The organism is Shinella pollutisoli (assembly GCF_024609765.1).
Classification (GTDB): domain Bacteria; phylum Pseudomonadota; class Alphaproteobacteria; order Rhizobiales; family Rhizobiaceae; genus Shinella; species Shinella pollutisoli.
In genome coordinates, this window is the sequence record NZ_JANFDG010000001.1 from 129,164 (window position 1) to 149,165 (window position 20,002).

Annotated in this window: 18 protein-coding genes and 1 riboswitch; of the genes, 8 read left to right on the forward strand and 10 right to left on the reverse strand. The window is 68.2% G+C overall.

Going from position 1 to position 20,002, the window contains the following annotated elements; genetic code table 11:
* The first annotated feature begins 181 nt into the window (after window positions 1-181).
* Window positions 182-787: a helix-turn-helix domain-containing protein gene (locus NNZ72_RS00685; RefSeq protein WP_257311181.1), complete on the forward strand. Its 606-nt coding sequence runs from the start codon at window positions 182-184 to the stop codon at window positions 785-787.
* A 65-nt stretch (window positions 788-852) separates the two neighbouring features.
* Here NNZ72_RS00685 and NNZ72_RS00690 read toward each other — a convergent pair whose 3' ends face one another.
* Window positions 853-1,329 (reverse strand): Lrp/AsnC family transcriptional regulator, encoded by a 477-nt coding sequence (locus NNZ72_RS00690; RefSeq protein ID WP_257311183.1) that lies wholly within the window; start codon window positions 1,327-1,329, stop codon window positions 853-855.
* A gap of 178 nt (window positions 1,330-1,507) precedes the next feature.
* On the opposite strand from NNZ72_RS00690, the gene NNZ72_RS00695 reads away from it, so the two are divergent.
* A complete protein-coding gene (locus tag NNZ72_RS00695; protein ID WP_257311186.1) occupies window positions 1,508-2,758 on the forward strand; it encodes a D-amino acid dehydrogenase in 1,251 nt (416 codons plus the stop codon).
* 50 nt (window positions 2,759-2,808) lie between these two features.
* On the opposite strand, the gene NNZ72_RS00700 is transcribed toward NNZ72_RS00695, so the two are convergent.
* On the reverse strand, window positions 2,809-3,615 hold the full coding sequence (locus NNZ72_RS00700; RefSeq protein WP_371747667.1) for a helix-turn-helix transcriptional regulator: 807 nt from the start codon (window positions 3,613-3,615) through the stop codon (window positions 2,809-2,811).
* A gap of 348 nt (window positions 3,616-3,963) precedes the next feature.
* Between NNZ72_RS00700 and NNZ72_RS00705 the strand changes: the two genes are divergently transcribed.
* Complete coding sequence (locus NNZ72_RS00705; protein ID WP_257311191.1) at window positions 3,964-5,676, forward strand: GMC family oxidoreductase; 1,713 nt, start codon at window positions 3,964-3,966, stop codon at window positions 5,674-5,676.
* Between the two features lie 52 nt (window positions 5,677-5,728).
* On the opposite strand, the gene NNZ72_RS00710 is transcribed toward NNZ72_RS00705, so the two are convergent.
* A complete protein-coding gene (locus NNZ72_RS00710; protein ID WP_257311194.1) occupies window positions 5,729-6,259 on the reverse strand; it encodes a gluconokinase in 531 nt (176 codons plus the stop codon).
* A gap of 123 nt (window positions 6,260-6,382) precedes the next feature.
* Complete coding sequence (locus NNZ72_RS00715) at window positions 6,383-7,267, reverse strand: NAD(P)-dependent oxidoreductase (RefSeq protein ID WP_257311196.1); 885 nt, start codon at window positions 7,265-7,267, stop codon at window positions 6,383-6,385.
* Window positions 7,268-7,437: 170 nt separating this feature from the next.
* On the opposite strand from NNZ72_RS00715, the gene NNZ72_RS00720 reads away from it, so the two are divergent.
* The 5 genes from NNZ72_RS00720 (at window position 7,438) to NNZ72_RS00740 (ending at window position 12,831) form a co-directional block, all read left to right on the forward strand.
* Window positions 7,438-7,815 (forward strand): hypothetical protein, encoded by a 378-nt coding sequence (locus NNZ72_RS00720; RefSeq protein WP_257311198.1) that lies wholly within the window; start codon window positions 7,438-7,440, stop codon window positions 7,813-7,815.
* Window positions 7,816-7,942: 127 nt separating this feature from the next.
* Complete coding sequence (locus tag NNZ72_RS00725) at window positions 7,943-8,470, forward strand: YcnI family copper-binding membrane protein (protein WP_257311201.1); 528 nt, start codon at window positions 7,943-7,945, stop codon at window positions 8,468-8,470.
* A 26-nt stretch (window positions 8,471-8,496) separates the two neighbouring features.
* Window positions 8,497-10,089 (forward strand): copper resistance CopC/CopD family protein, encoded by a 1,593-nt coding sequence (locus tag NNZ72_RS00730; RefSeq protein ID WP_257311205.1) that lies wholly within the window; start codon window positions 8,497-8,499, stop codon window positions 10,087-10,089.
* Window positions 10,090-10,156: 67 nt separating this feature from the next.
* Window positions 10,157-10,361: riboswitch (cobalamin riboswitch) on the forward strand.
* Between the two features lie 123 nt (window positions 10,362-10,484).
* Complete coding sequence (locus tag NNZ72_RS00735) at window positions 10,485-11,729, forward strand: aromatic ring-hydroxylating oxygenase subunit alpha (RefSeq protein WP_257311208.1); 1,245 nt, start codon at window positions 10,485-10,487, stop codon at window positions 11,727-11,729.
* Window positions 11,730-11,751: 22 nt separating this feature from the next.
* Entirely contained in the window at window positions 11,752-12,831 is a 1,080-nt protein-coding gene (locus NNZ72_RS00740) for an FAD-binding oxidoreductase (RefSeq protein ID WP_257311634.1), read from the forward strand.
* A gap of 46 nt (window positions 12,832-12,877) precedes the next feature.
* Here the strand turns inward: NNZ72_RS00740 and NNZ72_RS00745 are convergent, their stop codons facing one another.
* The 6 genes from NNZ72_RS00745 to NNZ72_RS00770 all read right to left on the reverse strand — a co-directional run bounded on the left by NNZ72_RS00745 (window position 12,878) and on the right by NNZ72_RS00770 (window position 19,862).
* The gene (locus tag NNZ72_RS00745; RefSeq protein ID WP_257311212.1) at window positions 12,878-13,318 is read right to left on the reverse strand and encodes a DUF3597 domain-containing protein; all 441 of its coding nucleotides are present in this window, start codon (window positions 13,316-13,318) and stop codon (window positions 12,878-12,880) included.
* Window positions 13,319-13,439: 121 nt separating this feature from the next.
* Entirely contained in the window at window positions 13,440-15,374 is a 1,935-nt protein-coding gene (locus tag NNZ72_RS00750) for a MacB family efflux pump subunit (RefSeq protein WP_257311215.1), read from the reverse strand.
* A 10-nt stretch (window positions 15,375-15,384) separates the two neighbouring features.
* Window positions 15,385-16,665 (reverse strand): efflux RND transporter periplasmic adaptor subunit, encoded by a 1,281-nt coding sequence (locus tag NNZ72_RS00755; RefSeq protein WP_257311218.1) that lies wholly within the window; start codon window positions 16,663-16,665, stop codon window positions 15,385-15,387.
* 155 nt (window positions 16,666-16,820) lie between these two features.
* Window positions 16,821-17,171, reverse strand: a complete 351-nt coding sequence (locus NNZ72_RS00760; protein WP_257311220.1) for a DUF779 domain-containing protein — start codon at window positions 17,169-17,171, stop codon at window positions 16,821-16,823.
* Window positions 17,172-17,232: 61 nt separating this feature from the next.
* Window positions 17,233-18,750: an aldehyde dehydrogenase gene (gene adh / locus NNZ72_RS00765; RefSeq protein ID WP_257311222.1), complete on the reverse strand. Its 1,518-nt coding sequence runs from the start codon at window positions 18,748-18,750 to the stop codon at window positions 17,233-17,235.
* A 143-nt stretch (window positions 18,751-18,893) separates the two neighbouring features.
* Window positions 18,894-19,862, reverse strand: a complete 969-nt coding sequence (locus tag NNZ72_RS00770) for a helix-turn-helix domain-containing protein (RefSeq protein WP_257311224.1) — start codon at window positions 19,860-19,862, stop codon at window positions 18,894-18,896.
* Between the last annotated feature and the right edge of the window lie 140 nt (window positions 19,863-20,002).

A 20,002-nucleotide genomic window follows, 5' to 3' on the forward strand; every position in this document is an offset into this window, starting at 1 on the left:
ACATCGATCTTCTACATCTATAAAACGAATTTTTCAAGTGTGAAAATATTAAGTTGATTTTTCATGCCCAAGCCCTTATCGCCGATGCATCGAGGCGGCTGCACGAGGCGGTGGGGAACGCGCGTGTTGTCTCGATCGCGGAAGGGGGGATAATCATTCTCCGGCGAATGAAGGAACGACCATGCCGCCACGCATATCGCAGAGCAACGACGCCTCCCCCGCGGACGCGCAGCCGCGCGAGGACGCCATCGGCGGGCAGATCCGCGAACTTCGGAAGGCCCGGGGACTGACGCTGCAGGAGGTGGCGGACGCGGCGGGGATTTCGGTCGGCTATCTCAGCCAGATCGAGCGGAACCAGTCGAAGCTGCCGATCGGCGTCCTGAAGAGGATCAGCACGGCCCTCGGCGTCCAGATCAACTGGTTCTTCCATGGCAGCGACGTGCCCGCGGACGAGAAGGACATCATCGTCCGGGCGAACAACCGTCGCCGGCTGACGTTCACCGCGCTCGGGATCGAGGAGGAACTGCTATCCCCGAACCTGAGCGGCCCGCTCGAGATGCTGATGAGCACGATCGATCCCGGAGCGGACAGTGGGGACTACAGCCACGAGGGCGTGGAGGCGGGGCTCGTGATCAGCGGGACGCTCGACCTCTGGGTCTCCGGCCAGTTCTTCCGCCTGAACGCAGGCGACAGCTTCTCGTTCAAGAGCACCGAAGTTCATCGCTGCGCCAATTCCGGCGAGGAGCCGACGAAGGTCGTCTGGGTGATCACGCCGCCTCAGTACTGAGGCGCAGCCCGGACGGCACGAGCCTCGGGGCCGTCGGGGCCGCCGGTCGAGGCGGCCCGCCGCGTTCAACGCTCGCCCCTGTGCCGCCTTGCGACCCTCGTCGCAAGCACGTCGCGGATCGAGAAACTCGAGTGGATGCGAAGCACGCCCGGCAGCTTGGCGAGAATTTCCTTGTGGATGCGCTCGAACTCGCCCGCATTGGCGACCTCGACGCGCAGCAGGTAATCCGACCCCCCGGTCATCAGGAAGCATTCACGGATCTCCGGATGCCGGCGCACCGCGGCCTCGAAGCGGTCGAGGTGGTCCTCCGTCTGCCGCTCCAGCGTGATGTTGATGATGACGGCGATGGTCGCCTCCGCATGGCCCGCGTCGACCAGCGCCGTATAGCCGCGAATGACCCCGGCCTGCTCCATCAGCCGGATGCGCCTGAGGCACGCCGAGGGAGAAAGGCCGACCTCCGCCGCCAGGCCCGCATTGCTCATGCGCGCATCGAGGCGCAGGAGCCGGAGAATGTTGCGGTCGATCGCATCCAGCGCCGTCATTGCAGATCATTCCAAATCGTCACCGTTCCTTGCAGAAATCATTATTTCTCACAACGTTCAACCGCTGTTTCGCCGGAAATTTCGCGATCGTTTCAATAGGCTCGCGCAAAGGCGGACGGCTCGGCACCGCAATCGCCGCCGGCCGCGACCGTCTCGACCTCTTTGCAGTGGGAACATCATGAAAGTCATCGTTCTCGGCGCCGGCATCGTCGGCGTCACGTCCGCCTACCAGCTTGCCAGGGCAGGGCACGAGGTCACCGTCGTCGACCGCCAGCCCGGCCCGGCGCTGGAGACCAGCTTCGCCAATGCCGGCGAGGTCTCGTTCGGCTACTGCTCGCCCTGGGCCGCGCCCGGCATTCCGATGAAGGCCATGAAATGGCTGTTCATGCAGCACGCGCCGCTGATCCTGCGTCCCAAGGTCGACCTGGCCATGCTCTCCTGGATGGCGCAGATGCTGAGGAACTGCACCTCCGCCCGCTATGCGCTCAACAAGAGCCGCATGCTGCGCCTCGCCGACTACAGCCGCATCTCGCTTTCCGCGCTGCGCGAGGAGACGGGCATCGCCTATGACGAGCGCATGCAGGGCACGCTGCAGCTCTTCCGCACCCAGGCCCAGCTCGACGCCTCGGCGAAGGACGTCAAGGCGCTCGCCGCCGACGGCATTCCCTACGAGGTGCTCGACCGCGACGGCTGCATCCGCGTCGAGCCGGCGCTCGCCCATGTGCGCGAGAAGATCGTCGGCGGCCTGCTGACGCCGAAGGACGAGACCGGCGACTGCTTCAAGTTCGCCAATGCGCTGGCGGAAAAGGCCGAGGCGCTCGGCGTCACCTTCAACTACGGCAGCATCATCCGCGGGCTCGACGTGGAAGGCGGCCGCGTCACCGGCGTCGTCACCGCCCATGGCCGGCTTGCGGCCGATGCCGTGGTCGTGGCGCTCGGCAGCTTCTCGCCGCTCCTCGTGCGGCCGCACGGCATCCGCCTGCCGGTCTATCCGGTCAAGGGCTATTCGCTGACGATCCCGATCACCGACCCGTCGCGCGCGCCGGAATCGACCGTGATGGACGAGACCTACAAGATCGCCATCACGCGGCTCGGCGACCGCATCCGCGTCGGCGGCATGGCGGAGATCTCCGGCTATACCAACGACCTCGGCGAGCCCCGCCGCCTCACTCTCCAGCATTCCGTCATGGATCTCTTCCCCGGCGGCGACGTGTCGAAGGCGAGCTTCTGGTCGGGCCTTCGCCCGATGACGCCGGACGGCACGCCGGTCATCGGCCCGACGAAGGTCGCCGGCCTGTTCCTCAACACGGGCCACGGCACGCTCGGCTGGACGATGAGCTCGGGCTCCGCGCGGGTGATCGCCGACCTCGTCTCCGGCCGCAAGCCGGAGATCGACGCGACCGACCTGGCGGTCCGGCGATATGCGTGAGCCATGTTCCCAAGCCTGACCGGGCGGAAGCTCCCGGCCCGGCGCGGGCTTTATTCCGGCGGCTTCGGTTGGCTCCTTATCGCGCTCAGGTATCTCGAAAGAAGCTGCGTTTGCGACGAAATGCCGAGCTTCCTGTAGATGTTCCGCCGATGAACCTTGACCGTGCCGGTGGCGATGGCAAGCCGCAGTCCTATGGACTCGGAGGAGTGACCCTGCAGGACGAGCTCGATTATCTCCTTCTCCCGGTGCGTCAGGCGCAAATCCGTCCACGCCACATCGTCCGCCTGCAGGGAGCGATTCCCGGCCCGGCGCCTCGAGCCGGCTTCGGACCGGGAATCGAACAGCCGGTCTAGACCCTTCCAATACCACTGGACGATCCTGACGATGAGCGCCTCCGCCACCTTGAGGCGGCTCAACTCGTGCTGCCTGAACTGGCTGGAATTGTCGTTCCGCATGAATGAGACGCAGACGCAGATATCGTTCCCGGCGGGGATCAGGAACGCGACTTCGCCCACAAGGCCGGTTTTCGCGTAGTATTTCCGGTAATACTCGCTCTTGTAGAACCTGTCCGGGGCGAGCTCCTGCATCCTGTAGAGGCCCCATTTGCGTTCCCTGCTCGCCTGATAGAACGGATCGAGCAAGTAATGGCCGGACTGATACAGATCGACGAGGATCTTGCGCTCGTCCCCGCTGAACGTGCTGAACAGGTGGAGCGGCCTCTCGTCCCGCCGGAAGGAAAACACCACCAGACGATCGAAATGCAGGAGAGGCCTGACCGTCGCCTCGACGATGGCGCCGACCTCCCGGTCGGTCAACTCCGGCCTGCCGACGAGACCGGCGAGCCCCTCCAGGAGCATGCTCAGGCTTGCGTTGGGAAACTGGTCGCTCTTGCTCAAGGCTTCACCGATGCGAGGCTGCAGTCCGGACGGCTATATCCTAAATCGCCATTCGACGAACCAAATACCTCTCTCGGGGTATATACGGCAACCTCACCGCGCGACTAGGGTAGAGGCAACGAACGGGGGACCGACGCGCAGCCGCCTGTCGCCACCCGCCGCGGGAACGGGGTCACATATCCGACGAAGCCCTTTCGTCCCGTCGACATGCCGGCGGGCGGAGCGGCGCGCCGGCCGAACGCGCGGCATGTCCGGGCGGCTGGGCCGGAACGCCGGAGGCGGGCTTCCGTGCGAATGGAGGAGGAAGGCATGGATCCGGACAGAAACGATTTCGACTATGTCATCGTCGGCGCCGGTTCGGCGGGCTGCGTGCTGGCCAACCGCCTTACCGAGGATCCGGACTGCCGCGTCCTGCTTCTGGAGGCCGGGTCGCGCGACGGGGCGCTGATGATGCGGATGCCGGCCGCCGTCTACAAGGTCTATCTCGATCCCCGGTACAACTGGAACTATGCGAGCGAGCCCCAGAAGCAGTTGAAAGGCAGGCGGATTCCCGTGCCCCGCGGCCGCACCCTCGGCGGCTCCTCCTCCATCAACGCGATGGTGTATCTGCGCGGCCACCCCGCCGACTACGACTCCTGGGAGGCCCGCGGGCTGGAGGGCTGGAGCTTCAGGCATTGCCTCCCGTACTTCCGCCGGTCGGAAAACAGCGATCGCGGCGCGTCGCTCTACCACGGCGCGGACGGGCCGCTGCACGTCCAGCGCGGGAAGCTCTCGTCGAAGATCTTCGATGCGTTCCTGGAGAGCGCCTCTTCCGCCGGGCATCACGTGAGCGACGACCTGAACGGGCCCGGCCCCTTCGGCATCGGGCGCATGGATTCGACCAAGAAGAGGGGCGAGCGCTGCAGCGCCGCGGTCGGCTATCTCCATCCGGCGCGTTCCCGTCCGAACCTGACGATCCGGACCGGCGCCCTGGTGCATCGGATCCTGTTTGCCGGCGACCGGGCGGAAGGGGTCCTCTTCAGCCACGGGGGGAACATGGTCAAGGCCTATGCCGGCAGGGAGGTCATCCTCAGCGGCGGCTCCATCAACAGCCCGCAACTGCTGATGCTGTCGGGGATCGGGCCCGCCTCCCACCTGCTCCGCCACGGCATCGACGTGAAGCTGGACCGCCCTCTGGTCGGCGGCAACCTGCAGGACCATCTCGACTTCGGCATGACGGTGAAGCTCAACGAGCCGGTGTCCCATTCCTGGATGGGCAGCCTCGCCGGGAAAGCCAGGGTCGGCACGGAATGGCTGCTGCGCCAGACCGGACCCGCGGCGTCGAACGTCTGGGAGGTGGGCGGTTTCGCCCGCGCATTCCCGCAAACGCACCTGCCCGCCGTGCAGTATCACCTCTGCCCGATGAAGATCGACTATCACAATGACACCCTGCGCGTCACGAACGGCTTCACCCTGATGATCGCCCAGCTGCGCCAGCGCAGCACCGGGCGCCTGTTCCTGCGGTCCGCCTCGCCGGCCGACGCGCCGGCGATCGATTTCCGCTTCCTCTCCGATCCGCGGGACATCGTCGAGATCCGGGAAGCCATCAAGGCGACGCGGGAGATCGTCGAGCAACCGCAGATACGGAAGCTCGGCTCCGTGGAAGCCAATCCCGGAGAGAGCCAGCGGACCGACGCCGAGATCGAGGACGCGATCAGGAGCTCGATCGAAACCGAATTCCATCCGAGCTGCACGTGCCGCATGGGGGCGGACGACGATTCCGTCGTCGACCCGCAGCTGCGGGTGCGGGGGATCGAGGGATTGAGGATCGTGGACGCGTCCGTCATGCCGGATGTCGTCGGTGCGAACCTGAACGCCACGGTCATCATGATCGCGGAGAAGGCGGCCGACATGATACGAGGACGGCCGCCGCTTCCCGAGGCGCCGATCGAGCGCTCCCCGCCGGCGGCCATCGCGGAAATCATGGAGCTTCGCGATCGATCGGAGCCGCTTCGGCCAGGCGACCTGCACCCCTATTGCTGACCGGATCGCCAGGCGGATGCGGCGCCTGCGGAATTGCGCGCCGCGAAAGCAGCTACGGACCGGCCAGCTTCGCGGCGATCTCCTCCACCAGCCGGTCGAGCGGCTGGTCGATGTCGACGGTCACGGCGCCCTCGTCGGGGCCGGGCGGCTCGAGCGCGGCGAACTGGCTGTCGAGGAGGCTCGCCGGCATGAAATGGCCGGAGCGGGCGCTCATGCGCCCGGCGATCAGCTCCTTCGTGCCGGAGAGATGGACGAAGGTGACGGGAGCACCGGCCTCCTTGCGGATATGGTCGCGGTAGCGGCGCTTCAGCGCCGAGCAGCCCAGGATGACGGTGCCCTCGGCACGCGCGAGCTTCCGGCCGACCAGCGTCAGCCAGGGCCAGCGGTCCGCGTCGGTCAGCGGCTCGCCGCGGCTCATCTTGGCGATGTTCTCCGGCGGGTGCAGGTCGTCGCCGTCGACATAGACCGCGCCGATCCGCCGGGCGAGCGCCGCGCCCACGGCCGACTTGCCGGAGCCGGCGACGCCCATCAGCACGAGACGCCGCGGCGTTTCCGGGAGGGATGGTGACGCTGCCGTCGACATGGGACCGTATCCGTTCACGAGAAAAGCACCGGAAAAGAGGCGGAAGCACGGGCGGCTTCGCCGTCTCCTCCGGACCTGCCGTTTGTCGCCGGCTTTTCGCGCCGGTTCAACCGAAATCGGGTTTCACGTCCCGGCCGGGAGGCCGTTCCGGTCGAGCAGCTCCAGGAAAAGCGCCGCATGGTCGAGCTCGCCGTGGCCCATGTCGTGGACGAGGCGATGGAACCGGTCGCGGAGCGCCGAGACGAGCGGCAGCGCGATGCCGAGCGCGCGCGCCTCGTCGAGAATGTTGTCGAGGTCCTTGAGCTGGATCGAGGCGCGGCCGCCGGGCGCGAAGTCGCCGGTCTCCATGCGCTCGCCGTGCTGGCGCAGGATGATCGAATCGGCAAAGCCCCCTTCGAGCGCCTGCCGGAAGAGACGGGGATCGGCCCCCGCCCGGCGCACGAGCAGCGTCGCCTCGGCCACCGCACCGATGGTGATGGCGACGATCGCCTGGTTGGCGAGCTTGGACAATTGCCCGGCGCCGGCCGGACCGACCAGGACCGGCCGGCCCATGGCCCGCAGGACCGGCTCGGCGCGGGCGAAGTCCGCCGGATCGCCGCCGACCATGATGGCGAGGTCCGCGGCCTCCGCGCCCCGGGTGCCGCCGCTCACCGGCGCGTCGAGGTGGCCGATGCCGGCGGCCGCGAGCCGCCCGGCATGGTCGCGCGCCTCGCGCGGGCGGATCGAGCTCATGTCGATCACCAGCGTTCCCGCCGCCATCGCCGCCGCGCAGCCCCGGCCGAACAAAAGATCGCTCACAGCCTCGCCGTCCGACAGCATGGTGACGACGATCCCCGCGCCGCGCACCGCGTCCTGCGGCGCCGGCGCGATGCGCGCGCCGGCCGCGCCGAGCGGCAGCGCCTTGTCCTGCGTGCGGTTCCAGACCGTCAGGCCGAAGCCGGCCTTAAGCAGGTTGCGGGCCATCGGCTCTCCCATCAGGCCGGTGCCGAGAAAGGCGATCTTCGTCATGGTTTCGTTCCCGTTTGCAGCGGCCGGCAGCATAGGGCGACATCCGGCCGGCGATGAAGAGGCGACCGCGCCGTTTTTCCGCCGGTCCACGTATCATTTGCCGCACGCCCGATCGATTTACGCCGGCGCGGCGCCGTGCTAACCATCATCGCGCCCGACAGGAGGGACGAATGGGAAGAACAACGCGCAAAGGACATGGAGCGATCGCCCTGCTGGCGGCCCTCGCCTTTGCCGTGCAGTTCTTCCTGACGGCCTGGGCGGCGGCCGCCATGCCGGCCGGCCCCGGGCTCGACGCCTTCGGCAATCCGCTCTGCATCACCGGCCAGGACCACGGCGGCTCGTCCGACGACCGCACGGCCCTGCCGACCTGCTGCATGCTCGGCTGCAACGCCGCCTCGCCCCTGGCGTTCGCGCCGGACGGCGAGACGGCCTCCTTCGTTCCCCCGTCCGTTCTTTCCTATCTCCTTGCCGCGCCCCGCCGGACGGTCTCCGTCGAGACGGCGGACTATCGTCCCGGCAATCCCCGCGCTCCACCGCAGGCGGCCTGACCGGCCCGCGCGCTGCCCATCCACGCAATATCCCTCCATGACCGGAGACCGGTGCGTGCATGCGACTGCGCGGGACGAGAACTGCCGAACCTGCCGGCGGTGCCGGCGCATTTCCAAGGAGATTCCCATGAACAAGCTCATTCTCGCCGCCGGCGCCCTCATTCTGGCCGCGGCTCCCGCATTCGCCCATGTCACGCTCGACAAGGGGGAAGCCCCGGTCGGCTCCACCTACAAGGCGGTATTCCGCGTGCCGCACGGTTGCGAGGGTCTCGCCACCAACGTGGTGCGCGTGCGCATTCCCGAGGGCGTCATCGCCGTCAAGCCGATGCCCAAGCCCGGCTGGACGCTGGAGAAGATCAAGGGCAAATATGCCAAGACCTACGACTATCACGGCACGCCGACCGGCGAAGGCATGCAGGAGATCGTCTGGAAGGGCGGCAATCTCGGCGACGACGAATATGACGAGTTCATCCTGCGCGGCTATATAACGCCGGATCTCGCGGTCGGCAGCACGCTCTATTTCCCGGTCGTCCAGGAATGCGGGGCGGACAAGGCCGAGCGCTGGATCGAGATCCCGGCCGAAGGGCAGACGAGCGACGACCTCGAACTGCCCGCCCCGGGCGTGAAGCTCATCGAGAAGACCGGCGGCCACTGAGCGTTCGCCGGGTCGGGGGGACGGGCATGATCCGCAGGCTTGTGCATCTCGCGCGGCTCGTGCCGCTCGTGCTTCTGGCGCTGACCATGCAGGTCGCCGCCGCGTCGGCCCATGCCTCGCTGACGGGCTCGGAGCCCGCCGACGGGACGGTGGTGGCGGCAGCACCCGAGGCCTACTCGCTGACCTTCAGCGAGCCGGTCTCGCCGCTGTCGCTGCGGCTGGTGGGGCCGAACGGCGGCGCGGTCGAGCTCGACCGGTTCGATCTCGTCGACCGGACGCTCAGGATCGCCGCCCCCGCCGGCATCGGCCGGGGAACCCATGTGCTGAGCTGGCGCGTCGTCTCGGAGGACGGGCATCCCGTCGGCGGCGCGCTCGTCTTCTCGATCGGTGCGCCGAGCGAGGGGGTGCCGCAGGTCGCCGACGGCAGCGACCGCGGGGTGCAGGCCGGCCTCTGGCTTTGCAAGATCGCGCTCTTCCTCGGCCTCTTCGCAGGCTGCGGCGGCGTCTTCGCCCGCCGCGTGCTGATGCCCGGCATCGTTTCGGGCCGCGGCTTCGTCGCGGCCATGCTTCTGCTCGGCGCGGCCGGAACCGTTCTCTCCATCGGCTTCCAGGGTCGCGACGCGCTGGGGGCCGGCCACCTCGGCGACATCGCCGTCTGGTCGGCCGGCCTCGCCACCAGTTACGGCCGCACCGTCGCCGCCGCGCTCGTCGCCTTCGCGCTTGCCGGCACGGCCCTGCGGCTGACGGGGCGTGCCGCCACCGCCGCGGCGTCCGCGGTACTCCTTCTCGCGGGCCTCGCCCCGGCGCTGAGCGGGCACGCCAGCGCCGCCGCGCCGCAGGTGCTGATGCGGCCCGCCGTCTTCCTGCATGCGGCCGGGATCGCCGTCTGGATCGGCGCGCTGGTGCCGCTCGGCCTCGCGCTCAGCCGCGGCGAGGCCGGAGCCGCCGCGGCACTGCGGCGCTTTTCGCGCGCCATCGCCCCGATGGTCGCCGTGCTCGTGCTTGCCGGCATCGCGCTTGCCGTCGTGCAGGTCGGGCAGCCCGGCGCACTCCTCGACACGGCCTACGGACAGGTCTTCCTCGTGAAGCTGGCGCTGCTCGCCGTCCTCTTCCTCCTCGCCGCGATGAACCGCTGGGGGCTGACGGCGAAGGCCGAAGCCGGCGATCCGGCGGCGACGCGCCGTCTCGCCCGCTCGATTGCGGCGGAATCGCTGATCGTCCTCCTCGTCTTCGGCGCGGCGGCGACCTGGCGCTTCACGCCGCCGCCGCGCGTGCTTACCGCCGCCGCGGCCGTCCCGGCCACCGTGCATATCCACAGCGACAAGGCGATGGCCGAAATCGTCGTGACGCCGGGGCGTGCGGGACCGGTTTCCGTGACGGCGACGCTGCTCACCCATGCCTTCGAGCCCATGGAGGCGAAGGGAGTCTCCTTCGTCTTCTCCAATCCGGCGGCCGGCATCGAGCCGTTCAAGCGGCAGGCCGAACGGCAGGCGGACGGCACGTGGCGGAGCGGCGACGTCGTCCTGCCGCTCGCCGGCGAATGGAGCCTGCGCGTCGACGTGCTCGTCAGCGATTTCGAGATCCTGCGCCTTACGGGCACGCTCGCCGTCCGGCCGTGAAACCGCCTGTCCTCTTTGCGCCGGACGGATGTCGCTTTCATGTGATCCCCGGCTCCGGGTCCGTGGTTTTATCAATTCCGTTCAAGGTGCTCTCCGACGATTTGCCGGAGGGATAATTGGGAAGCCGGTTCAATGCCGGCGCTGCCCCCGCAACGGTAGCGGAGCCTGACGTCGCGACGGAAGCCACTGGGCGAAAGCCTGGGAAGGCGTCGCGGCAGTCCCGGAAGGGACGGCTCCGGAGCCCGGAAACCAGCCTCGGACCATCGAAACCCGACTGATCGCGGTGGGCGGTCAAGAGGCGGAACGTCGCGGCAGGCCCATGCGGGCCGGCATGCCCGCGGCCTTCTTTCCTCCATCACCACCAGTTCAGTCCTTGTACCCTTGCGAGGACGGACATGGACGCACGCAACGAAATGCTGAAGCTCATCCGCAACCGGCGCGAAGGCTTCAGCCTGGCGCAGCCCTTCTACATCGACCCCGACTTCTACCGGCTCGACCTGGAGCTGATCTGGTATCGCGACTGGCTCTTCGTCGGCCACGACTGCGAGATCCCGAAGGCCGGCGGCTATTTCACGCTGCAGGTCGGCGACTATCCGGTGGTCGTGGTGCGCGGGCGCGACGGCGAGATCCGCGCCTTCCACAATTCCTGCCGCCACCGCGGCAGCCGCGTCTGCACCACGCACAAGGGCACGGCCGCGCGTCTCGTCTGCCCCTACCACCAGTGGACCTATGACCTCGACGGCAAGCTGGTCTTCGCCCGCCACATGGGCGACGACTTCTGCAAGGACGATTTCGGCCTGAAGCCCGTCGCCTGCGAGAGCGTCGCCGGCTACGTCTTCATCTGTCTCGCCGACCAGCCGGCCGACTTCGCGCCGTTCCGCGCGCTGATGGAGCCCTATTTCAGGCCGCACAATCTCGTCGACGCGAAGGTCGCGCACGAGGCGACGATCATCGAGAAGGGCAACTGGAAGCTCGTCTGGGAGAACAACCGCGAGTGCTACCATTGCGCCGCCAACCATCCGGATCTCTGCAAGACCTATCCGGAGGCGCCGACCATCACGGGCGTCAGCGGCGCGCAGGACGACCCGGAGATCGCCGAGCACTGGGCGCGCTGCGAGGCGGCCGGCCTGCCCTCGCAGTTCCGCATCGATGAAGCCGGGCAGTACCGGGCGACGCGTGCGCCGCTCTTGCGCGACGCCGTCAGCTACACGGCGACCGGCCGGCGCGCCGTGCGCCGCAACCTCTCCGACCGGGTCTCGGCCGAGCGCATCGGCACGCTGCTCCTCTACCACTACCCGACGACCTGGAACCACATCCTCGGCGACCATGCCATCACCTTCCGCGTGCTGCCGCTCAGCGCCACCGAGACGGCGGTGACGACGAAATGGCTGGTGCACAAGGACGCGGTCGAAGGCGTCGACTACGACCTTGCCGAGCTGATCCACGTCTGGACCGAGACCAACGACGAGGACCGGCGGATCGTCGAGGAGAACGCCTTCGGCATCAAGTCGCCCGCCTACGAGCCCGGCCCCTATTCCGGGATCCACGAGGGCGGCGTGATGCAGTTCGTCGACTGGTATGCGCGCTTCATCGAGCCGCGGCTTGCCGACGGCAAGCCGTCGCTGCGCAGCGTCGCCTGACCGGGAGCAAGCCATGAACGCGATGCCCGACCTTTCCCTCTACCGCCATCTCGACGAGATGGCGCCGTGGAACGACCGCCTCCAGGTGCTGGAGGTGACCGGCGTGATCGACGAGGCGCCGGACGTGAAGACCTTCACCTTCCGCTCCGACGCGCAGACCTGGTTCCGCTACCGGCCCGGCCAGTTCGTGACGCTGGAGCTGCCGACGGCGGACGGTCCGCTGATGCGCACCTACACGCTCTCGTCCTCGCCCTCGCGGCCCTTCTCGCTCTCGGTGACGGTGAAGGCGCAGCCGGGCAGCGTCGGCACGCGCTGGATGTTCGACAATCTCGTGCGGGGCTCGCGCATCCGCGCGCGCGGCCCCGCCGGCGACTTCTCCCACCACAACCATCCGGCCTCGAAATATCTCTTCATCTCGGCCGGCTCCGGCGTGACGCCGATGATGTCGATGCTGCGCTGGTTCAACGACTGCGCGCCCTGGACCGACGTCGCCTTCATCAACTGCGCGCGCCGGCCGGAGGAGATCATCTTCCGCAAGGAGCTGGAGCTGCTCGGCGGCAAGATGCCGGGCCTGTCGCTCGGCTTCATGATCGAGGAGCGCTCCAGCCGGGAAAGCTGGTTCGGCCACATGGGCCGCATCGACGCCGTGCGCCTGCCGCTGCTCTCTCCGGATTTCCACGAGCGGGAGGTGTTCTGCTGCGGGCCGGAGCCCTTCATGCGCGCGGTGCGCAGCATGCTGGAATCGGCCGGCTTCGACATGGCGCATTACCATCAGGAGAGTTTTGGCGCGCCGCCCGTCGAGACGCCTCCTGCCGCCGTGCCGGATCAGGCGGATGCGGCGGCCATGGCGATCCGCTTTTCGGATTCGGGCGTCGAAGGGCGGTGCCTTCCCGGCCAGACGGTGCTGCAGGCCGCGCGCGCCAACGGCGTGCGCATCTCGGCGGCCTGCGAATTCGGCCTGTGCGGCACCTGCCGCGTCAGGAAAGTCTCCGGCGAGGTGGAGATGAGCCACAACGGCGGCATCCTCGACGAGGAGATCGCCGAGGGCTACATCCTCGCCTGCTGCTCGAAGCCGCTGTCGCCGCTGGAAATAGAGGCGTGAGGAGAGACGCCGCGCGAAAGAGGAAATCCGCGCGGCGCCGTCGATATCAATCGAGCAGGTCGGCCGGCACCTTGCCGCCGTTTTCCGAGAGCTTGCGGATCACCTGCTTGTGCAGCCACACGTTCATGGTGGCGGAGTCGGACGTGTCGCCGGTGTAGCCGAGCTCGGCGGCGAGCTCCTTGCGGGCGCCGAGGCTGCTGTCGAGCTTCAGCGCCTTCATCAGGTCGACGATGGAATGTTTCCAGTCGAGCTTCTGGCCGCTCGCCTTGACCGCCGCATCGAGGATCGCGGCGACATCGACCGCAGAGGCCGCGGCACCGCCGGTATTGGCGGACTTGGCTTCGGCGGCCGGCGCAGCGGCTTCAGCCTTCTTTTCCGTCACGGGGGTCACGGGCGTCGCCGCGGCGGCTTCCCCTGCTTCCGCGCTCGCCGGCGCCGCCTTGGCCTGCCCGAAGATGGCATTCTTGATCGAAGAGAAAATTCCCATTCCGTTACTCCCTGTTTCTATCCGGCCGGCAGCAGATCGCAGAGCCGCCGTCCCACTATGCTAGGCCCTGTCCATGATGAACAGGGCCTGAATGCTTTAACTGGAAGAAGAAAAGGCAAAATCAATCCGCGCCCAGCGCCACGGCCGGCTCGAGATGCGAGGCGTGCCGCGCCGGCAGGTAGCCGAAGACGAGGCCGGTCAGGAAGGCGCAGGCGAAGGCGAGCGCCACCGGCCCCGGCGTGAAGCTCACCGGCAGGCCGAAGGCGCCGGCCGCAGCACCGACGCCGAGCCCGAGCACGACGCCGATCGCCCCGCCGATCGCCGAGACGACCAGCGCCTCTATGATGAACTGCACGAGGATGTCGCGCCGGCGCGCGCCGGTCGCCATGCGCACGCCGATCTCGCGGGTGCGCTCGCGCACGCTGACCAGCATGATGTTCATCACCCCGATGCCGCCGACGAGCAGCGAGATCGCCGCGACGGAGCCGAGGAAGACCTTCATCGTGTTGGAGGTCTCGGTGAAGGCCTCGCGCACCGAGGACATGTTGGTGATCTGCGTGTCCTGCTTCTTGTGGCGCTCGTCGAGCAGCGCCTGGATCGCATCCTGCGTCGCGTCGATCGCCGCGGCGTCCTGCACCTGCACGGTGATGGTGCGCACGTTGCGCTGGCCGAAAAGGCGCATGCTGCCGGTCGAGAGCGGCACGAGGATCGTGTCGTCCTGGTCGTTGCCGCCGGCACTCGCCCCCATCTCCGCCATCACGCCGATCACCTGGAAGGGGATCTTGTTGACGAGCACGTAGCGGCCGAGCGGGTTCTGGCCGTCGGCGAAGAGCGTCTTCGCCACCGTCTGGCCGAGCACGGCGACGGGCGCGTAACCCTCCATGTCCGCGGCGTTGATGAACTCGCCCGAGGCCACGCTCCACGATTTCGCCTGCGGGAACTGCGGCACCGTGCCGTTGGCCGTCGTCTGGTAGTCGACGTTGCCGTAGCGCAGCGTCACCGTCGATGTCATCTCCGGCACCGCGAAGGCGACGTTCGGCAGTTCGAGGATCGCGTCCGCATCGGCCGGGATCAGCGACACCGGCATGCTGCCCCCGCCACGGAAATTCGCCATGCTGGGCCGCACGAGCAGCAGGTCGGAGCCCATGGCGGAGATGCGGTCGAGCACGGAATTCTGCGCGCCCGTGCCGATCGCCAGCATCGCCACCACCGAGCCGACGCCGATGACGATGCCGAGCAGCGTCAGCACCGTGCGGAAGAAATTGGCATAGAGAGCGCGCAGCGCCATGCGGACGGCCTCGGAGACGTCGGCGATGGCCGCCGCCGCTCCCTCCGCGCCGGCCTGCTTCGGCTGCACCGTCTCGGCGGCACGCGCCTTGCGCCGGTCGGAGAGGATGCGGCCGTCGCGGATCTCGATCAGCCGGTCGGCCTCCTCGGCGACCTCGCGCGAGTGGGTGATGAGGATGACGGTGTGGCCCTCGCGATGCATGCGACGGAGCAGCGCCATCACCTCCTCGCCGCTCTGGCTGTCGAGCGCGCCGGTCGGCTCGTCGGCAAGGATGACGCGGCCGCCGTTCATCAGCGCGCGGGCGATCGAGACGCGCTGCTGCTGGCCGCCGGAAAGCTGGTTGGGGCGGTGGTCGAGCCGGTCGCCGAGCTTCAGCGAGGACAAGAGCGCCTCGGCCCGCTCCTGCCGGTCGCGCGCCGACATGCCGGCATAGACGGCCGGCACCTCGACGTTCTCGCGGGCGCTTGCCGTCGGGATGAGGTTGTAGCTCTGGAAGACGAAGCCGAAGGTGCGCCGTCTCAGCGCCGCGAGCTCGTCGTTGTCGAAGTCCGCGACCGGCTCGCCGTCGATCAGGTATTCCCCGCTCGTCGGCCGGTCGAGACAGCCGAGGATGTTCATCAGCGTCGACTTGCCCGAACCGGACTGGCCGATGATCGCCACGAACTCGCCGGCCTCGATGTCGAGCGAGATGTCGTGCAGCACCTCGACGGCGAAACCGTCGTTGAAGAAGGTCTTGGTGACGTTCTTGAGCGAGATCAGGGCGGGCATCGGCGTCACCTCAGAACATCGGCGGCATGCGCATGCCGCGCTGCGAGCGGTCGGAGCGACCGGACGATCCCGAGCCTTCGGAGCCGGCATTGACGACGACGCGCTCGCCCTCCTCGAGACCGCTCACGATCTCGGTGCTGACGCGGTTGCGGATGCCGGGCTCGACGCTGCGGGTCTCGGTCTTGCCGGTGGCGGTGACGACCGTCACCTCCGCCTGCCGCTTGCCGCCCTCGCCGCGCGTCATCTGCACGGCGCCGGTCGGCACCAGGAGCACGTCGCGCGCCGCCTCCTCGACGAAGAACACCTGCGCGCTCATCGACATCATCAGCTCGCCGTCCGGGTTCGGCACGTCGAAGAGGGCGTTGTAGAGCACGACGTTGTTTTCCGTCGTCGGCAGCGGCTGGATCTGGCGCAGCGTTCCGGTGAAACGCTTGCCGGGCTGGCCGAGCAGGGTGAAATAGGCGTCCATGCCGACCTCGAGCTTGCCGACGTCGGCCTCGGAGACCTCCGCGCGCACGGTCATCGTCGAGAGGTCGGCGATGGTGACGATGGTCGGCGCGGTCTGGCTGGCGTTCAGCGTCTGGCCTTCCTTGGCCGGATTGTCGGCGATGGTGCCGGCCATCGGCGCGTAGATCTTGGTATAGCCGAGGTCGACCTCGTCGCCGGCAAGCGTCGCCTGCTGCTTGCGGATCTGCGCCTCGACCGCCTGTACATCCGCCGCGGCGGCGGCGAGATCGGCCTCCGCCTGGTCGAGCGTCGCCTTCGAGGCGGTGTTGCCGGCGACAAGGTTCCTCTGGCGCTCGAGATTCGCCTGCTTGAAGGCGAGCTGCGCCTTCTTCGAGGCAAGCTGGGCTTCGAGATAGGCGAGCTCCGCCCGGTTGATCTCCATGCGGTTCTCGATGGTCGCCGGATCGATCTCGGCGATCAGGTCGCCGCGCTCCACCCGGTCGCCGATCGCCACATGCAGCGCCTTCAGCTGGCCGGAGACCTGTGCGCCGGCGTCGACGGACTTCACCGCCTCCAGCATGCCGACGGCGGTGACGGCGTTCTCGATGTCGCCGCGCGTGACCGGCTGGGTGAGGAGCGTGGCGGTCGCGGGTGCGGGGGAATAGACCGTCCAGCCGTACCAGGCCGCACCGGCCAGCACGCCGACGACCGGCAGCCAGAACCACAGCCGCGAGCGGCGCTTGCGGCGTACCGGCGGCGCGGCGACGGGGATGAACGTCACGTTGGAGGAGCTTTCGCCCGGCGCGGGCGTTTCGTTCCTTGCGGTTCCGGCTGCTTTCTTCATCGGCGTTCCGTCCGTTCCTGCCGCGCCTCCGGCGGCCTCCATTCACAGATGGCACTACGAGACCCCGCGGAGAAGCCGTTGGGATCATTATATTTTCGTAATGTTCTGCGGGTGAACGTGACGGATTGCCGCTGAACGGGCGCTGAACACCCCGTTCAGGGAACGTTGCAGACCGTGGAGCGGGTGAGGAAGCGCTTCTCGCGGCCGTTGTCGAGCGAGAACATGCCGCCGCGGCCGGGCACGACGTCGATCACGAGGTCGGTGTGCTTCCAGGCCTCGTATTGCGAGGCGCTGATATAGACCGGGGTGTCGCCGATCGTGCCGAGCAGTACGTCGCGGTCGCCGACGATGAAATCGCCGCGCGGATAGCACATCGGCGAGGAGCCGTCGCAACAGCCGCCCGACTGGTGGAACAGCACCGGCCCGTGATCGGCGATGATCTCGTCGAGAAGCGCAATCGCCTCCGGCGTCGCGGAGACCTTCCCGAGGGAAACCTTGTCGTCCATGACATCCTCCTCCCCGATGGAAACGGCGGCGGGATCGCCCCGCCGCCGTCCGTTCGCGATCTCAGAAGAAGCCGAGCTTCTTCGGGCTGTAGCTCACCAGCATGTTCTTGGTCTGCTGGTAGTGGTCGAGCATCATCTTGTGGTTCTCGCGGCCGATGCCCGACTGCTTGTAGCCGCCGAAAGCGGCATGCGCCGGATAGGCGTGGTAGCAGTTGGTCCACACGCGGCCGGCCTGGATGGCGCGGCCGAAGCGGTAGGCGCGGTTTCCGTCGCGCGTCCACACGCCGGCGCCGAGGCCGTAGAGCGTGTCGTTGGCGATCGACAGCGCCTCGTCGTCGTCCTTGAAGGTGGTGACGGAGACGACCGGGCCGAAGATCTCCTCCTGGAAGATGCGCATCTTGTTGGTGCCCTTGAAGACGGTCGGCTTGACATAGTAGCCGCCGGCAAGGTCGCCCGGCAGCTCGTTGCGCGAACCGCCGGTCAGCACTTCCGCGCCTTCCTGCCTGCCGATGTCGAGATAGGAGAGGATCTTCTCCATCTGCTCGGAAGAGGCCTGCGCGCCGATCATCGTCGCCGGATCGAGCGGGTCGCCCTGGACGATCGCCTCGACGCGCTTGATCGCCTTCTCCATGAAGCGGTCGTAGATCTTCTCGTGCACGAGCGCGCGGCTCGGGCACGTGCAGACCTCGCCCTGGTTCAGCGCGAACATGACGAAGCCCTCGATCGCCTTGTCGAGGAAGTCGTCGTCCTCGGCCGCCACGTCCGAAAAGAAGATGTTCGGGCTCTTGCCGCCGAGCTCCAGCGTGACGGGGATGAGGTTCTGCGAGGCATACTGCATGATGAGGCGCCCGGTCGTCGTCTCGCCGGTGAAGGCGATCTTGGCGATGCGCGGGTTGGAGGCGAGCGGCTTGCCGGCCTCCAGGCCGAAGCCGTTGACGACGTTGAGCACGCCCGGCGGCAGGATGTCGGCGATGAGGCCGAGGAGCACGTGGATCGAGGCCGGCGTCTGCTCGGCGGGCTTCAAGACGACGCAGTTGCCGGCCGCAAGCGCGGGCGCGAGCTTCCACACGGCCATCAGGATCGGGAAGTTCCACGGGATGATCTGGCCGACGACGCCGAGCGGCTCGTGGAAGTGATAGGCGACCGTGTCGTGGTCGATCTCGGAGATCCCGCCTTCCTGCGCGCGCACCGCGCCGGCGAAGTAACGGAAATGGTCGATGGCGAGCGGGATGTCGGCAGCGGTCGTCTCGCGGATCGGCTTGCCGTTGTCCCAGGTCTCGGCGAGCGCCAGCGTGGCGAGGTTCTCCTCCATCTTGTCGGCGATGCGGTTGAGGAGCAGCGCGCGCTCGGCGGCGCTGGTGCGGCCCCACTTGTCCTTCGCCGCATGCGCGGCGTCGAGCGCGGCCTCGATGTCGGCGGCTTCCGAGCGGGCGATCCGGCACAGAACCTGGCCGTTGACCGGCGAGGTGTTATCGAAGGTCTTGCCGGATCGCGAGGGCACGTATTTGCCGCCGATGAAGTTGTCGTATTGCGGGGCGTAGGGGCTCTTGGCCGTACGGTGGAACTCGACCTTGTTCATGTCTTCCTCCCAGAAAGCGGCGCCGCTCCATTGCGGCGCGTCGGCAGTGAGTGTCCCCCGCCTTTCCCGGGATGTCAGCCCGCCGCCCGAAGATCGCCGGGCCGGCCTGTCGCAAACCTGCGACACTGTGCGCTGCAAAAATCCTAGTCGGCGCCGCGCAGGCCGAATCTCGCGAGCTTGCGGTGCAGGGTGGCACGCGAGACGCCGAGCCTGCGGGCGGCCGCGCTGACATTGCCGCCCGAGGCCGCGAGCGCGCGTTCGAGGATCGCCCGCTCGGCCTGGCGGAGGTCGTCGACGTAGCCCGACTCGCCGCCGAGCAGGCGGGCGGCCGGCAGGGGCCGCGCCAGCGTCTCCGGCGTCAGGCCGAAGGCGAGGCGCGCCGAGCGCGTCGCACCGATGACGAGATCGTCGCCGTCGACGGCAAGAAGCGCGTTCGGCATCCGCTCGGCGGTCGGCGCGACGACGATGCGGGCGTCCGGAAAGGCAAGCCGGAAATTCTCCGCCTCGATGCGGCGCACCGCGTCGCCGACGGCGATGGCGATCAGGTTGACGAAGCCTTCCGTCAGGTCCGCCCGGCAGGAGGAGACGTCGAGGGCCGCGGCGAGGTTACCCTCGTGGTCGTAGATCGGGGCGGTGGTGCAGGACAGAAGCGTGTTGCGCGTGAAGAAATGCTGGTCGCGGTCGATCGTCAGCGCACGCTGCTCGGCAAGGCAGGTGCCGATGCCGTTCGTGCCCTCGCTCTTCTCGCTCCAGACCGTGCCGGTCCACAGGCCCCATTCCCGGAACGTCTCGTCGTCGGCGACGGCTCCCCGGCGCTCGACCGGCACGCCGTCGCGGTCGGCGAGGAGCACGCAGCAGCCGGTGCCGCCGACGGCGAGATAGAGCCGGTCGAGGCTCGACTGGGCCGCGCGGACGAGCGGCTCGATGCGCTGGCGCGCCTCCGTCAGCTCGGACTGGGTCAGGCGCCGCGGCGGGCTGCGTTCGGTCGGGTCGAGGCTGTAGAGCGCCGCCGAGCGCTGCCAGGAGGCGACGAGGGCGGAGCGCGCGGCACCATCCGCCTCGATGGCGGCGTGGATCCTGTCGGCATGTCGAGCAAATGCGGATGCACTCATCGGCTCCTCCCGAGCTTGCTCCCCGCGCCCCGCCGGACCATCGTCCGTTCCTCCCGGGGCGCCGCCGCGCATGCCGTTTCGCATGCGGAAAGCGCGGCTCCGAAGAGATACACATTCCGCACCCGCTCGAAAAGGCCGGC

Bases quoted from the DNA above. Each gene is read 5' to 3' on its own strand.
- NNZ72_RS00685 (WP_257311181.1), top strand. From the start codon at position 182: ATGCCGCCACGCATATCGCAGAGCAACGACGCCTCCCCCGCGGACGCG.
- NNZ72_RS00690 (WP_257311183.1), bottom strand. From the start codon at position 1,329: ATGACGGCGCTGGATGCGATCGACCGCAACATTCTCCGGCTCCTGCGC.
- NNZ72_RS00695 (WP_257311186.1), top strand. From the start codon at position 1,508: ATGAAAGTCATCGTTCTCGGCGCCGGCATCGTCGGCGTCACGTCCGCC.
- NNZ72_RS00700 (WP_371747667.1), bottom strand. From the start codon at position 3,615: ATGCTCCTGGAGGGGCTCGCCGGTCTCGTCGGCAGGCCGGAGTTGACC.
- NNZ72_RS00705 (WP_257311191.1), top strand. From the start codon at position 3,964: ATGGATCCGGACAGAAACGATTTCGACTATGTCATCGTCGGCGCCGGT.
- NNZ72_RS00710 (WP_257311194.1), bottom strand. From the start codon at position 6,259: ATGTCGACGGCAGCGTCACCATCCCTCCCGGAAACGCCGCGGCGTCTC.
- NNZ72_RS00715 (WP_257311196.1), bottom strand. From the start codon at position 7,267: ATGACGAAGATCGCCTTTCTCGGCACCGGCCTGATGGGAGAGCCGATG.
- NNZ72_RS00720 (WP_257311198.1), top strand. From the start codon at position 7,438: ATGGGAAGAACAACGCGCAAAGGACATGGAGCGATCGCCCTGCTGGCG.
- NNZ72_RS00725 (WP_257311201.1), top strand. From the start codon at position 7,943: ATGAACAAGCTCATTCTCGCCGCCGGCGCCCTCATTCTGGCCGCGGCT.
- NNZ72_RS00730 (WP_257311205.1), top strand. From the start codon at position 8,497: ATGATCCGCAGGCTTGTGCATCTCGCGCGGCTCGTGCCGCTCGTGCTT.
- NNZ72_RS00735 (WP_257311208.1), top strand. From the start codon at position 10,485: ATGGACGCACGCAACGAAATGCTGAAGCTCATCCGCAACCGGCGCGAA.
- NNZ72_RS00740 (WP_257311634.1), top strand. From the start codon at position 11,752: ATGCCCGACCTTTCCCTCTACCGCCATCTCGACGAGATGGCGCCGTGG.
- NNZ72_RS00745 (WP_257311212.1), bottom strand. From the start codon at position 13,318: ATGGGAATTTTCTCTTCGATCAAGAATGCCATCTTCGGGCAGGCCAAG.
- NNZ72_RS00750 (WP_257311215.1), bottom strand. From the start codon at position 15,374: ATGCCCGCCCTGATCTCGCTCAAGAACGTCACCAAGACCTTCTTCAAC.
- NNZ72_RS00755 (WP_257311218.1), bottom strand. From the start codon at position 16,665: ATGAAGAAAGCAGCCGGAACCGCAAGGAACGAAACGCCCGCGCCGGGC.
- NNZ72_RS00760 (WP_257311220.1), bottom strand. From the start codon at position 17,171: ATGGACGACAAGGTTTCCCTCGGGAAGGTCTCCGCGACGCCGGAGGCG.
- adh (WP_257311222.1), bottom strand. From the start codon at position 18,750: ATGAACAAGGTCGAGTTCCACCGTACGGCCAAGAGCCCCTACGCCCCG.
- NNZ72_RS00770 (WP_257311224.1), bottom strand. From the start codon at position 19,862: ATGAGTGCATCCGCATTTGCTCGACATGCCGACAGGATCCACGCCGCC.